Genomic DNA, 13,293 nt, shown 5'->3' on the forward strand with positions numbered 1-13,293 from the left:
AAGACCTTGATATATATTCCAGTCTTGATTCATCTCAAGGGTCGGTAAGCTGAGCGCATGGAGATGCCGCCGCAGGTCCGGCTCGGCCTGGACATCAAACGGGCCGAGCAGGCGCTGATGGCCGCCAAGAGCAGCGCCGTGCGCACGGCCGACCTGACCGTCGCTCAGTACGCCGCCCTGCTGGCCCTCGGCCAGCACCCCGGGATCTCCGCTGCCGCGCTGGCCCGCAACTGCTTGGTCACCCCGCAGGCCATGACCGGGGTGCTCAAGACACTGCAGGCACGCGGCCTTATCGAGCGGACGGTGCACCCCTGGCACCAGAGGGTCCTCGAGACCCGGCTCACCGAGGCCGGCCGGCGTGCCCTCACTGCCGCCGATACCGAGGCGGTGCGCATCGAACGCCGCCTTGCAGACGAGTTCACCGCCGAGGAACAAGACATTCTCCGCGCCCTGCTGGCCCGCTGCGTCCAGGCGATCGAGCGAGACCACTGAGCTCGCGATGCAGCGCCTCTGCATGGCCCTGCTTCGGATCATGTCGCGGGACGGAGGCTTCGGAGCCAGATGAGCGCGCCGCGTAAGGGGAGACCGGCCAGGTAGCTCTCGGGTGTCTCCTGGCCCGGCGGTTCACCAGGACGGGATTGCGGCGCGTGAGAACGAGGATCACCACGAGCACGCCGAGGGGAACGATCACGCGGTGGCCTTCTTCAGGCGTAGGAAGCAGGAAGCAGGAAGCAGGAAGCAGGACGCTGGACGGCGTGGATGCGGGAGGGCCGGGTCCGTGGGGGAGGGATGCATGGACCTTGGGTGACTGTTGAACGATCGAACAAGGGGCAAGGTGCTGTCGGTGCCGGCGACCGACCCGGAAGCAGGCTCTTGTCGGATCGTTCAACGATTGGTTAGGTTCGAAGGGTGATGGACCTCAACGCAGACCTCGGTGAAGGCTTCGGCCGCTGGACGCTGACCGACGACGACGCCCTCCTCTCCGTCGTCACCAGCGCCAACGTGGCCTGCGGTTTCCACGCCGGCGACCCGTCCGTGATGCGCCGAATCTGCGACCTCGCCGCCGAGCGCGGAGTGCGGATCGGGGCCCAGGTGTCCTACCGCGACCTGGCCGGTTTTGGGCGGCGCGCGATGGACGTGCCCCACGACGAGCTGGCGGCCGAGACGGCGTACCAGATCGGGGCGCTGCGCGTCTTCGCCGAGGCCGCCGGGGCTGAGGTGGCGTACGTCAAGCCGCACGGCGCCCTGTACAACCGCACCGTCCACGACGCCGGCCAGGCCGCCGCGGTGGTGGCGGGTGTGCGGCTGGCGGGCGGCGCGCTGCCCGTGCTCGGGCTCCCCGGCTCGCGGCTGCTCGCGGCCGCGGAGGAGGCCGGGCTCACCGCCGTACCGGAGGCCTTCGCGGACCGGGCCTACACCCCCGAGGGCACGCTCGTGTCGCGCCGTGAGGCGAACTCCCTCGTGACCGACGAGGACGCGGTGGTGCGGCGCGCGCTGGCGTTCGCGGTGCAGGGGGCGGTCGAAGCAGTGGACGGCAGCACCGTCGCGGTGGCCGCCCGCTCGCTGTGCGTGCACGGCGACACCCCGGGCGCGGCCCGGATCGCGGCGCGGGTCCGGGAGGCGCTCCGGACGGCCGGGGTCGAAGTCGGGGCGTTCGTATGACGGACAGCCTGCCCCTCCAGGTGCGCCCCGCCGGGCGCCGCGCGGTGCTGGTCGAACTGCCCGACGCCGAACGCGCCGGGGCCTTCCACACCGAACTGCTGCGGCGGCGCGCGGCGGGGACCCTGCCGCCGGTCGAGGAGATCGTGCCGGGCGCGCGGACCGTCCTCCTGGACGGTGTGGCGGACCCGGAGGGGCTGGCCCACCGGCTCACCGAATGGGACGTGCCTCCCCGGGTCACGGACGATGGGGGAGTGGTGCACATCCCCGTGCGCTACGACGGCCCCGACCTCGCCGACGTGGCCGCTCTGTGGGGGATCGGCACCGACGAGGTCGCCGCCCGGCACCGCTCGTACACCTACCGCGTCGCCTTCTGTGGCTTCGCGCCCGGCTTCGGCTACCTCACCGGACTGCCCGCCGAACTGCACGTGCCGCGCCGCGGGACACCCCGCACCCGGGTGCCGGCCGGCGCCGTCGCGCTCGCGGGCCCCTACAGCGCCGTGTACCCGCGCGCCACCCCCGGCGGCTGGCAGCTGATCGGCACCATGCCGGACCCGACCCCGCTGTGGGACCTCACACGGGAGCAGCCGGCGCTGCTCACCCCGGGGACCCGGGTGCGGTTCGTCACCACGGACGGCGGCGCATGAACGTCGAGCTCACCGTCGTGCGCTCCGGCGCGCTCACCACCGTGCAGGACGCGGGCCGGCGCGGTTACGCCCACCTGGGAGTCCCACGCTCCGGCGCCCTGGACGCGCCCGCGATGCGACTGGCCAACCGGCTGCTCGGCAACGACCCCGACGCGGCCGTCCTGGAGACCACGCTGAGCGGCTGCGCCGTGCGGCCCGACCGCGGCGTGACCGTCGTGGTCGGCGGCGCGCCCTGCCCGGTGACGGTCGACGGACGGCCGGTCGCCTGGGGAGCGCCGGTACACGTGCCCGCCGGCGCGGTGCTGAACGCGGGCGCGGTGACCGCGGGCGTGCGCTCGTATCTCGCCGTCGGCGGCGGCATCGCCGTGGACCCGGTGCTGGGCAGCCGCTCGACGGACCTGCTCTCCGGGCTCGGCCCGGCACCCCTGCGCGATGGCGACGTGCTCCCGCTGAGCGCCCCTGCCCGCCAGGCCGCGCTGCCCGGCACCGCGCCCTGGCCCGCGCCGCCCACCGAGCTGACCCTGCCGCTGCGGCTGGGACCCCGCGCCGACTGGTTCACCCCCGCGGCGCTGCGCTGTCTCACCACGGCGACGTACCGGGTCTCCCCGCACAGCAACCGCATCGGGCTGCGCACCGAAGGACCCGCGCTGGAACGCGAGGTGACCGGCGAGCTGCCCAGCGAGGGGGTGGTCCTCGGCGCGGTGCAGGTGCCCCCCGACGGCCGCCCGCTCGTGTTCCTGCACGACCACCCCACCACGGGCGGCTACCCGGTGATCGGCGTCGTCCCGGAAGCCGCCCTGGCGCAGGCGGCCCAGGCCGCCGTGGGCACGCCGGTGCGCTTCACAAGGGAGTGACGCTGCGGCCGGCACAGGTCTCGGGGGCCCAGGACGGCGCGTCGGGCACCTCGAACGTCCCGCGCCGGGGAAGGTCGTCCTACCGGCACGTTCTCCGCGCAAGGGTCACTCTTCCGCACCGGACTCCGCGTACGGGACGGTCCGCCGCCGTCCCCCGGAGAGTCGCGCTGCGCCCCGGCGAAGCCCGGTGCGGCGGGGGTGCGCTCGGACTGGCCCGGACAGGACACCACCACCATCGGGGCTGCGGTGGTCCTGACCGCAGTGCCCTGCCGCGGGCCGGCCGGGGCCCGTCCTGATCGCCCTTGCGGCCGTGGCTGCGTGGGACAGGCCCAGGGAACGGCTCGGGCGGCGCCCGCGCGGTGAGCGCGGGCGCCGCCCGGAGCGACGTCGAAGGCGAGGAAAGCGAAGGAGCTTGTATCAAAGGAGGATGAGAAGGAAGCCCCCTCATGGCCTCGCCATGGGCCACGCTAGCACTCAGCTTGGGATCAAGTCGCGCAGATTCTCGAGGGTGATGACCCGGGAGTCCGGGGGCAGCCCCTCGGGACGTTCGAGGCCGATGTATGTCACGGGCTCGTCCGGGACCCGCTGGCCGTCCCACAGGTCCACGGCAGTCGTGCGGTCGGACATCAGGTCGATCAGGTACCGCACTGTCAGGTACTCGCGTTCCGCGACGGCGCGCACCACCTTGGACACCGACACCTGGTTCTCCTCGACGCGGTTGGCCGAGGAGATGCCTCTCAGATACAGGTGCAGCCACTTCGCGCGCCACCGGCCGTCGTCCTCGCGCCGGAACGCCAGCGGCAGCGCCACCCGGCCCGCGCCGCGCAGCTCCGACTTCATCCGCACCGTGCGCGGCTCGAACGGCCGGCCCTTCTGCTCGCCGTCGCGCAGCATGAAACCGAAGAACGACTCCTCGACCTCGTCGAAGCTCTCGCCGGCGTAGATGTCGACTTGCGGAACGATGAAGGTGCTGCGGACCCGGTCCAGGGACAGGTTGATGAATTCCGAGGCCCCGTCGGGCGCCTCGGTGACATCGCCGGAGTGCACGCCTCCGACGGCCTTGAGCGACGTGTACGACAGCCACGAGTCGGTGCTGTAGTCGGCGTGGAGAAGCAGCGCCGACAGGTCGTAGTCGGTGCGGCGCTCGGCCTCCTTCCAGTACACGAAGAAGCGCAGCTGCTTGCCGGCGACCGCTGAGACCGAACCGCGCGGCAGCACGCCGAGTCCGCCCGCGGTCGCCCGGCCGCTGAGCGGGAGCGCCACATCGAGGACATCGGGGTCGAGCAGCAGCCGGCCCGGTGCCGGCAGTCTGCGGCGCATCTCGGCGTCGAGCGCGGCGATCAGGCGATCGCGGTCGGCGGCGGGGACCGGTGGCCGGGCGTCGGCGGCGACCCAGCCGCGGCCCCGGCGGTTGACGAAGATCCGGGATGCGCCGCTCGCCCGCTCCCGGTTCTGGAAGTGCTCACGGACCGAAAGCACGACCCGGCCGGAGACCTCGGGAGCGACTCGCACCGCGGCGGCCACCACTGCATCCCGTTCCTCCTGGCCGGCGGCGATACGCAGCAGGAGGTCCAGGGCGCGGAACAGCTTGCCGGGAGCGGACTCCAGCAGCCGCACCGCACCGAGCACGTCCGAGTCGTCGAGCAGCTTCCCGACACGGCTGTCGAAGGACCGTGCCTCCTTCTCGCCCCGCGCCACAGCGAACACATCGGCTGCGTGCGGCCAGCGCGGATACTCATGCGGGTGGAGTCGCTCACCGAGCCGTTTGAAGGGCTCACGGTGCGCGTGCACGTCGGCCAGCTTGCCGGGGTTCGCCGCGACCACGGCGTCGAGGCCTGCGAGCAGCGCGCGGCGGACCGGCCGTGGAAGGGCCCGGAACCGAGTCGGCTCGTGCAGGGTCACGTCGCCGCCCGACAGTGCGCAGGCCAGCCGCAGCACATCGGTGACGGTGTCCAGCAGAAGGTCCTGGCCGGCCAGGAGACGCGCCTCGTTGACGACCGCCCGGTTCTCCCTGACCGGGATCGACTCCGGCTGCGGTCCGAGCGCGCACCGGTCGGCGAGGGTCTTGAGGTCGCTCAGGTGCTCCTCGCCCAGTGGCGTCGTACTGCCTGCCAAGGTCAGATACAGATCCGTGAGTTCGTCGTCCAGGTCCCGCCCGAGGTGCAGGACGGTCACCCGGTCGCCCGCCGAGGCGATCAGCTCGTCCTGTGCCGCGAGCATCTCCTCGTAGGTGTGCTGGTAGCGGCCGTACGTGGGGAGGCTGAGCAGGTCCACCGCCCCGTGCGCCAGCTGCGTCAGTACGTTCTCCCGCGACGTGTCGTCGTCGAGCGCCTTGGCCACACACCGCATCCAGAACGCCTCGGTGTCCGGCACGTTCGCCGGGAAGTCGATGAAGTACGGGTTGTGCCGCACGTGGTCGCCCACCATCTCGCTGACGGTGCGCAGCGTCCGCTTGGCGGTGTGCACGACTGCGGCTTCGGACAGCCCGGACAACCGCTCCAGCAGCTCCGCCGAGAGCTTGAAGCCCACGGACGTCAGCGCTGCGTCGAACTGCCGTGCCGCGGTGGTGCCTTGACCGGCGGAGCCTTGGGGGGAGGGAATGCGGTGGGTGTGCCGGATGACCAATGCTTCGAGACCGTACGCCATTCGGGGATGATCGCAGAGTTGTACGAACCGGCGCACAGGAGTTTCCTCTACGCACTCGACGCCTGGCACGGCGTGGCCTTCCTGCCTCTGCGCAAGAAGAAGTGGGACTGGCGTATGACGGCGCTTGAAGCGAACCGGCGACGGGTGACGGCGCTCACCACCGGCCCCGGCAGCGGAACGTGGCGGCATGGATCACGTGGGATCCTGCGGCCGGATCCGGGCTGCCGGGACGGTGAGTCAATCGTCTTCGTTCGTCCTGCGCGCCGTGTGTTGTTGCTGCCCCTCGTCGCGGGTCTGCTGGAAGGCTTCCGAGATGGTCTGTGCGGCGCCGGACAGTGCTCCCTTGGTCTTGCCGCGGGCTCCGGATTCCATCATTTTGCCGGGAAGCTCGGTCAGTCCGGTCGGCTTGCGTGGGCCTGCTTCGAGATCGAGGCGGTTGCAGGCCTCGGCGAAGCGCAGGTAGGTGTCGACGCTGGCGACCACGACCCGTACGTCGATCTTCAGGATTTCGATGCCTACCAGGGAGACGCGAACGAAGGCGTCGATCACGAGCCCCCGGTCGAGTACGAGCTCGAGGACGTCGTAGAGGCCGCTGGAGCCTCCACCGCCTGCCTGCGTCGTCACGGTCATGATGATCAGCCCCTTGACTCTCTGCGTGCCCGTGGTGTCTGCCCGCGCTCCTGGCGGCTGATCGCGTCCCCTTGGGCTGGGGGCGCCATCACCGGCGCGGGTAACCCCACCCACCCGCTGCCAAACAGTCGACTCCCCTGCGCCTGCCCCGCGGCTCCGCCTCCGTAACAGCCCGGACCGGCAGGGCGCGGGGCGCCAGGTAGGTGCAGGTGGGGCGAGCGGGCGGGCGCGTGCGAGCGCGGCGACCTGCCGGTGGGCGACCGGCAGGTGCCGGGTCTTCGTTTGCGGGGCAGCGTGCCGCTGCCCCGGCGCACGGGTCGACGGCGTGAGGCGTCCGGTCGTTTCGCGGACGCGCTCACGCCGCCGGGGATGGCGGCCGGGATCTGTGCGCACGCCTCGAAGAGGCGGGCCGTGCGGGTGGACGCCTGCACGGTGTGCGGACCGCGGCGTCCCGGTGGCGGGCGGTCGCCGCACCGCCCGCCTCGGCCACCGCCCGCGGCGCGGAAGCCGAGGCGGCAGGCCACCAGCCGTCAACCGTGAGGCATACAAGCAGCGCAACACCGTCGAACGCCGCAAACTGCCTAGGCCGTCTCCGCCCCGGCGGAGGACGATGGCAGGCACAGAACTCCAGCGTGTGGACCACCGGCAACGTGCCGATGAGGCGGCGCCGGGTCGAGGGCCCGAACCTCCGACGGGTTCGGGTCCTCGACCCGGTCCGTGCACCTCCCCGCGTCACCTGCGGGGTTTCGGTGATCTCCCACCTCCCCGGCCGCCGCGGTGGGGTGCTTCACGCCCGCGACGCGGCCCGGTGTGTGGGCAGCCCGGCCAGGGTGGTCAGGACGGTGTCGTTGGCGTTCCGGTCGCCGACGGTGAGCCTGAGCCCCTCGCCGGGGTAGTGGCGTACCTGGACACCGGCGCCGGCGAGTGCCGCGGCGCCCTCGTCGACCGGATCGGGCGGGGCGAGCCAGACGGAGTTGGCGTGACCGTGAGGTACGCGCCAGCCGAGGGACACGAGTTCACCGCGGAGCCGTTCGCGCTCCGCGACGACGGTGTCCACGCGTAGCCGCAACTCGCTCTCGGCCTGCAGCGAGGCCTTCACCGCCGCCGTTGCCACCGCATTGATCCCGAAGGGCAGTTGCTGCCGGCGGATCCGCCCCACCAGGTCGACGGAGCCGAGGCCGTAGCCGATCCGCAGGGCGGCCAGGCCGTAGGCCTTGGAGAAGGTGCGCAGGACCAGGAGGTTGGGATGCGCGTCCAGGAGCGAGGGCGTATCCGGCAGGTCGGTGTCGCGGGCGAACTCGATGTACGCCTCGTCGAGGAGCACGGTGACGTGCCGGGGAACCTGACGCAGGAACGCCGACAGCGCGTCAGCGGCGACGAGGCTTCCGGTGGGATTGTGGGGATTGCACAGCACCACGACGCGGGTGCGGTGGTCGAGCGCCGCGAGCAGGGCCCCCAGGTCCTGGTGGCCGTCCGGCGACAGCGGTACGGGGACCGGCCGGGCGCCGGCCATGGCGGCCAGGAGCGGGTAGGCGTCGAACGTGCGCCAGGCGTACACCACCGTGTCGCCGGGCCGCACCACTGCCCGGAACAGTTGCAGGGCCACGCCGACGGATCCGCTGCCGACCGCGACGCGGTCGGAGGGCACCCGGCACCACGCCGCGATCCGTTCGGTGAGCTCGTCGGGGCGGAACTGCGGGTAGCGGTGGGCCTGTGCGACGGCCCGTTGCATCGCCTCGCGCACCGACGGCAGTGGGGGATACGGGCTTTCGTTCAGGGAAAGCCGGTGCAGGACGGGGATGTCCATGGCTCAGTCCAGTCCGCCGTGCCAGCGAACGGCGACGGCACCGGCGAAGTCGCCCGCGTGGGCGAATCCGCCGAGTACCATCAGCGCGCCGTCCTCCACCCGCCCGGAGCTGATCGCCCGGTCCAAGGTGACGGGGATCGCCGCCCCGAACAGGTTCCCGCACTCGTCGAAGGTGTTCAGATGCCGTTCCGGCGGCAGTTGCAGCGCTTCCCGCCAGTTGCGCAGGAAGGTGCGGTTGGGCTGGTTGGTGATGAGGACGTCGATGTCGGTGCTCTCCACGCCGAGCCGTAGGCACAGGTCCGTGATCACCTCGGGGACGAGGCGGTTCCCGCGTGCCAGGACCTTGGCGACACTGGCATCGGTGAACCCGATCCGCAGCTGGGACTCGCCCGGCTCCCAGTACTTGCGGCCGTCGTCGACCGCCACGGTCATGTCACCGGCGTACTCGCCTATGTGCCGGGTCTCCAGGTCGAGGACCGGCGACTGCGCCGACGTGGTCACGTACCCCACGCCGCACCCGTCGCCCGGGATCGCCGCCTGGGCGAGTTTGCGCACTTCGGACTGGGTGAACCACTGCCCGGCGGCGCTCTGCGCGTTGCATATCAGCGCGGTCCTCGCGTCGGTGCTGGTGAGGATCTGCCGGGCCAGCTTCACCATGTACACGAAGGATGCGCAGCCCGCGTTGGCCACGTCGACGAGCCACTCAGGGTTCAGGCCCAGCCGACGCGCCACCTCGGTGCCGGCGCCCACGAACGGCAGGTCCGGCAACTGGCTGTGCACCAACAGCACGTCGACACCGCGGATCTCGTCCCGGCCGTGCCGTTCGATCAGGGGTTGTACGGCGCGTTCGACCATGTCCGCGTTGGTCTCGTGCCTGGCCACGTGGTGCCGTAACGGCGGGACTTTGAACATGGGGTGGTTGCGGAGCTTGTCCTCGGCTCCGGGGAAGTCCGTGTAGAACTCCGCGGGGACCGGCTCGCCGGGCAGGTAGCTCGCGACGTCGGTGAGGCTGACCGTGGTCACCGCGCCACCGCCCTCGCCGGAGCCGAAACAACCGGCAGGCCGCGCCGGTGACGGTGTTCCAGGATGGCCTTGAGGTTGTGCATCTCCACGGTGTGCCCCGCGTAGAAGAGGTCCCAGTAGTCGCCCACCCAGGGCCGCTCCGGGCGGGGGGCCAGGTCGGGGCGCGGGTTGTCGTCGTAGTAGGGGTGCCGGCAGTTGGTCCAGGTGATGACCGAACCCGGCTTGTCGAGCACCAGCCGGGCCGGGACGACCCGCATCAGGTAGATCATCCACAGCGTCTCGCCCTGGTCCCAGGAGCAGTGGTAGTCCACGGTCATGGCCTCGGGGTTCGCGACCACCTTGCAGTAGATCCTGGTGTCGTCCTCCAGCCGGTCGTGGCCGACCCACAGCCCCGGTGTGCCGGTGGGCGCGAAGTCGCGCAGGCTGCAGGTCCACTCCTCCAGGTGGTGGCCCTGGCGCAGGTAGTCGTAGGCCTGCTCCGGGGGGCAATCGACGTACTCGTGGATGGTGCAGTACTGCCCGTACACCTGATGGTGGGGGTAGACCGCGTGAGTGAGCTCCATGCAGTGGGCGGTCAGTTCCTCCTTGCCGGCGTTCTCGATCCGGACCAGACCGGGGATGTCAGCCAACGTGGACGACTCCTCGCTCATCTGAACTCTCCTTGTTCTCGGCTGCTTGGGTGAAGGACTGGAACGGCAGGAACGGGGGGATCTCCCGTGGGTCACAGGCCACCGCGACGAACGCCGGGCCGTCGCCCGCATTGCCGCGCAGCAGCGCCGTGCGCAACTGCTCCGCGTCGGTGGCTCCCGTGACCTGCAGGGACGGGAAGGCGGCGGCCACGCCGGCGGCGAGGTCGGTGTGGGCGAACCGGTCGTGGTCGCGTACGCCGCCCTGGAAGATCTCCTCCCGCAGCGCGCACATGGCGTGTGCGTTGTTGTTGAAGATCACGAATGTCACGGGTGCGCCGTACTCCACGGCGGTGTGCACTTCCATCCCGTGCATGAAGAAGGAGCCGTCGCCCGCGAGAACGTAGGTGCGCCGGCCGGTGGCGAGCGCGGCGCCGATGCCGGCACCGAAGGTGTAGCCCATGCCGCCCATGCCGACCGCCACCACGAAGCGGCCCCGGCGCGGTGCCGGGAGGAGATGGACCGCGCTGGCTCCGGCGTTGCCGGCGTCCACGAAGACGTGTGCGTCCTGCGGGAGTGCCGCCTCCACCGCGGCGACGGCATCGGCATGGGCGACCGTTCGCTCCCGGGCCGGAAGGCGCGGGCCGGGCGCGGGGTTGGGAAGGGCGCCGGCGTGCGGAGGGCAGGGACGTGGGCGGGACGGCAGCCGGGCGGTCACGGCGCGCAGTGCGTCCCGTAGGTTCCCGCCCAGGGCGGTGCCCGCCACGAACGGCGGTTCGGGGCCGATGCAGACGACGTCCGTGGCGGCCAGGGCCCGGTCCAGGCCGCCGCTTGCCAGGAGCGGCAGCCGGGTACCGGCCAGCAGGCACACGTCGGCCCGCCGCAGACAGTCCTCGACGTTGGCGTGGCCCATCACCCCGGCCACGCCGGCGAATCGGGGATCGCGGTTGTCGAAGACGTCCTTGGCGTCCGGGGTGACCGCCACCCATGCCCCGAGGGACCGGGCCAGGTCCGCCAGATCCTCACGCGCGTCGTCGGCGGCGACGCCTTCACCGGCGATGACGAGGACGCGGCCGGCGCCGCGAAGGGCGTCCACCACGGCGTCGACGGCAGCCGTGTCGAGTCGGGCCGCGGATGCCGCCGGAGAACCGGCCGGGGATGCCTCAGCGTGGCCGCCCGTTGCCGGGGCCGCGTCGTGGGCGGGTGCCCGGATCAGCGCCTGCTGCACGTCCTTGGGCAGCAACAGCACGGCCGGCCCTCGTGGATGGGCCTGCGCCGCAGCGACTGCCCGGGGCAGCAACTGCGCGAGGGAGTCCGCGTCATGGACCCGGGCACAGAACCGGGAGACGGGTGCGAAGACCGCCCCGGCGTCGAAGGAGCCCGCCTTGCCGCTGGAGTCCTGGAAGGCGCCGTGCCCCTCCTGGCTGGTCGGCGGCTGACCCACCAGGGCCAGTACGGGCACCCGGGAGGCGTAGGCCTCCGCCAGACCCGGTACGAGGTTCATCGCCCCACCGCCCGAGGTGGCGGCAACCACGCCCAGGCGCCCGGTGGTGCGCGCGTATCCGTCGGCCATCGTGACGGCGGAGAATTCGTGTTTGGCGACGACGCAGCCGACGGCTCCGCCGCGGTGCACGGCGTCGTACAGGTCCTCGATGTTCGCGCCGCCGACGCCGAACACGTGGGTGACGCCGGCCCCGGCGAGCTCCGCGGCCAGATAGTCGACCAGGCGTACCGCTTCCGCCTCGCGTAATTGAGATGTCGTGCTGGTCATGCGGGGCTCCCCTCCCGCTCGTGGCGCCGGTCGACGAGGCCGGACGGTGAGATCACCTGAAAGCGGTGCCGATATTCCCCGGGGGTGAGTCCCAGGGTTCTTCCGAAGGAGCGGAAGAACGTCTCGGTGGTGGCGAACCCGCAGCGGCCGGCTATCTGGCTGGTCGTCAGGGCCGTGGTCTCCAGCAGTTCGCGGGCGCGGACGATACGCGACCGCTCGACGTACTGACCGGGTGTCGTGCCCACCTCGCGGCGGAAGACCCGGGCGAAGTTGCGCTGACTCATGTTGGCCTGCCGCGCGATCTCGGCCACGGACAGCGGGCCGTCCAGGTTGTCCAGGATCCACTCCTGCGCTGCCCGGATCGGCGGATGGTCGGCCAACTGGGCGTCGAGGACGGCGCTGTACTGGGACTGTCCTCCGTGCCGCTTGAGGAACAGCACCAGGAAGCGTGCCGTCTCCAGCGCGAGCGCGGACCCGTGATCGGCCTCCACCAGGGCCAGCGCCATGTCGATCCCGGTCGACACACCCGCTGAGGTCACGAAGGGACCGTCCCAGACGAAGATCGGTTCGGCGTCCACCGTCACATCCGGGTAGCGGCCCGCCATCGTCTCGCTGTACGCCCAGTGCGTGGTGGCGCGTCTGCCGTCGAGGAGGCCCGCCTCGGCCAGCAGGAAGGATCCGCCGCACACGGAGGCGACTCTGCGTGAACGGGCCGCTGCCCGGCCGATCCAGGACACGAGCGCCTGGTCCGCGAGCGCGTCGCTCAGACTCCATCCACCCGGCACGAGGAGCGTGTCGATCGGACCCTGCCCCGCCTCCAGCGGCGAGGCCTCCACCACCACCCCCGAACTCATGCGCACCAGTGGTGCGTCGGCGGAGACGAAGTCGGTCCGGTAGGGGACGCCCGAGGCACCCAGGAGCCGGTTCGCGGTATCGAACACTTCAATCGGTCCGGTGATGTCCAGGGCCATCGCACCCTCGTACACCACCACAACAACACGTCGCTCCAACACGGTCACAGCCTGTATCGGATCTCGCACTGGCTGCAATGACAGATTACTGACGCATCCGGCCAACGAGCGACGCGGAGCGGGCAGGTGGCGCGCTGGTCAGGCACTTCCTGTGCCGAGCCTCGGCGACGGGTGAGGCAGCTCACAGCAAGTCTCTTGTCACCGTTGCTCGTTCACGGCCCGACTACCGGTGTTCGTCGTGGTGGTGCCTCCCCGGCGGGGGAGCACGGACAGGCCGCCGACGCCCGTCCCCATGACCGGCGGCGGCCGCCCGCGGCGCGGCCTCCGGACCGAGGGGTGGCCGCAGTGGCCACCTCTGACCCACCGGGTTGGAGGTCACCCCGGAGATCATGCCGGCTACCGACGCCCGCCGGATCCGCCGCTTCGCCGAGCTGAGCGGAGCCGCCTTCCCCGGGGACCCGGCCCACCGCCTGGAGGCCGCCGCCCACGACCTGGAGCAGGGCCACCGCATCGGCGTCGAGTGCGCCACCGCGATGGCCGAACGTCTCCTCGCCGAGGGCGCGCCCGGCCTGCACTGCGTCACCCTCAACCGGTCCACGGCGACGCCCGCAACATACGGCCCCGGCGGCCGGCGCTGCCCGCCAACTGCTCTTCTCCGA

At 71.7% G+C, this 13,293-nt stretch carries 11 protein-coding genes and 2 pseudogenes; 6 read left to right on the forward strand and 7 right to left on the reverse strand.

Going from position 1 to position 13,293, the window contains the following annotated elements:
* The first annotated feature begins 57 nt into the window (after positions 1 to 57).
* The 4 genes from ABZ920_RS16305 to ABZ920_RS16320 all read left to right on the forward strand — a co-directional run bounded on the left by ABZ920_RS16305 (position 58) and on the right by ABZ920_RS16320 (position 3,160).
* Entirely contained in the window at positions 58 to 492 is a 435-nt protein-coding gene (locus ABZ920_RS16305; RefSeq protein WP_361504426.1) for a MarR family transcriptional regulator, read from the forward strand.
* A gap of 417 nt (positions 493 to 909) precedes the next feature.
* Positions 910 to 1,662 (forward strand): 5-oxoprolinase subunit PxpA, encoded by a 753-nt coding sequence (locus tag ABZ920_RS16310; RefSeq protein WP_361504429.1) that lies wholly within the window; start codon positions 910 to 912, stop codon positions 1,660 to 1,662.
* Positions 1,659 to 2,306, forward strand: a complete 648-nt coding sequence (locus ABZ920_RS16315; RefSeq protein WP_361504432.1) for an allophanate hydrolase subunit 1 — start codon at positions 1,659 to 1,661, stop codon at positions 2,304 to 2,306. The genes ABZ920_RS16310 and ABZ920_RS16315 overlap by 4 nt, the downstream gene beginning before the upstream one ends.
* A complete protein-coding gene (locus ABZ920_RS16320) occupies positions 2,303 to 3,160 on the forward strand; it encodes a biotin-dependent carboxyltransferase family protein (protein WP_361504435.1) in 858 nt (285 codons plus the stop codon). Before ABZ920_RS16315 ends, ABZ920_RS16320 begins: the two co-directional genes overlap by 4 nt.
* Positions 3,161 to 3,634: 474 nt before the next feature.
* Here ABZ920_RS16320 and ABZ920_RS16325 read toward each other — a convergent pair whose 3' ends face one another.
* On the reverse strand, positions 3,635 to 5,806 hold the full coding sequence (locus ABZ920_RS16325) for a hypothetical protein (RefSeq protein WP_361504437.1): 2,172 nt from the start codon (positions 5,804 to 5,806) through the stop codon (positions 3,635 to 3,637).
* Positions 5,807 to 6,043: 237 nt separating this feature from the next.
* Positions 6,044 to 6,436: a gas vesicle structural protein GvpA gene (locus ABZ920_RS16330; RefSeq protein ID WP_361504440.1), complete on the reverse strand. Its 393-nt coding sequence runs from the start codon at positions 6,434 to 6,436 to the stop codon at positions 6,044 to 6,046.
* A 466-nt stretch (positions 6,437 to 6,902) separates the two neighbouring features.
* Here ABZ920_RS16330 and ABZ920_RS16335 point away from each other — a divergent pair.
* Positions 6,903 to 7,007 (forward strand): annotated as a pseudogene (locus tag ABZ920_RS16335) (IS5/IS1182 family transposase); the annotation flags it as partial.
* 216 nt (positions 7,008 to 7,223) lie between these two features.
* Here the strand turns inward: ABZ920_RS16335 and ABZ920_RS16340 are convergent.
* Genes ABZ920_RS16340 through ABZ920_RS16360 form a run of 5 tightly spaced genes read right to left on the reverse strand, consistent with a single transcriptional unit; the run spans position 7,224 to position 12,676 of the window.
* Positions 7,224 to 8,243, reverse strand: coding sequence for a histidinol-phosphate transaminase (locus ABZ920_RS16340; RefSeq protein WP_361504443.1), 1,020 nt, complete (start codon positions 8,241 to 8,243; stop codon positions 7,224 to 7,226).
* Positions 8,244 to 8,246: 3 nt separating this feature from the next.
* Positions 8,247 to 9,266, reverse strand: a complete 1,020-nt coding sequence (locus ABZ920_RS16345) for a ketoacyl-ACP synthase III family protein (RefSeq protein ID WP_361504446.1) — start codon at positions 9,264 to 9,266, stop codon at positions 8,247 to 8,249.
* Positions 9,263 to 9,916, reverse strand: a complete 654-nt coding sequence (locus ABZ920_RS16350; protein ID WP_361504449.1) for an SRPBCC family protein — start codon at positions 9,914 to 9,916, stop codon at positions 9,263 to 9,265. Before ABZ920_RS16350 ends, ABZ920_RS16345 begins: the two co-directional genes overlap by 4 nt.
* Complete coding sequence (locus ABZ920_RS16355) at positions 9,888 to 11,663, reverse strand: thiamine pyrophosphate-binding protein (RefSeq protein WP_361504452.1); 1,776 nt, start codon at positions 11,661 to 11,663, stop codon at positions 9,888 to 9,890. Before ABZ920_RS16355 ends, ABZ920_RS16350 begins: the two co-directional genes overlap by 29 nt.
* A complete protein-coding gene (locus tag ABZ920_RS16360) occupies positions 11,660 to 12,676 on the reverse strand; it encodes a GlxA family transcriptional regulator (RefSeq protein ID WP_361504455.1) in 1,017 nt (338 codons plus the stop codon). Before ABZ920_RS16360 ends, ABZ920_RS16355 begins: the two co-directional genes overlap by 4 nt.
* A gap of 332 nt (positions 12,677 to 13,008) precedes the next feature.
* Between ABZ920_RS16360 and ABZ920_RS16365 the strand changes: the two are divergent.
* Positions 13,009 to 13,239: pseudogene (locus tag ABZ920_RS16365) on the forward strand (methylenetetrahydrofolate reductase); the annotation flags it as partial.
* Between the last annotated feature and the right edge of the window lie 54 nt (positions 13,240 to 13,293).

It is taken from the genome of Streptomyces sp. NPDC046831, from assembly GCF_040645305.1.
Lineage (GTDB): Bacteria > Actinomycetota > Actinomycetes > Streptomycetales > Streptomycetaceae > Streptomyces.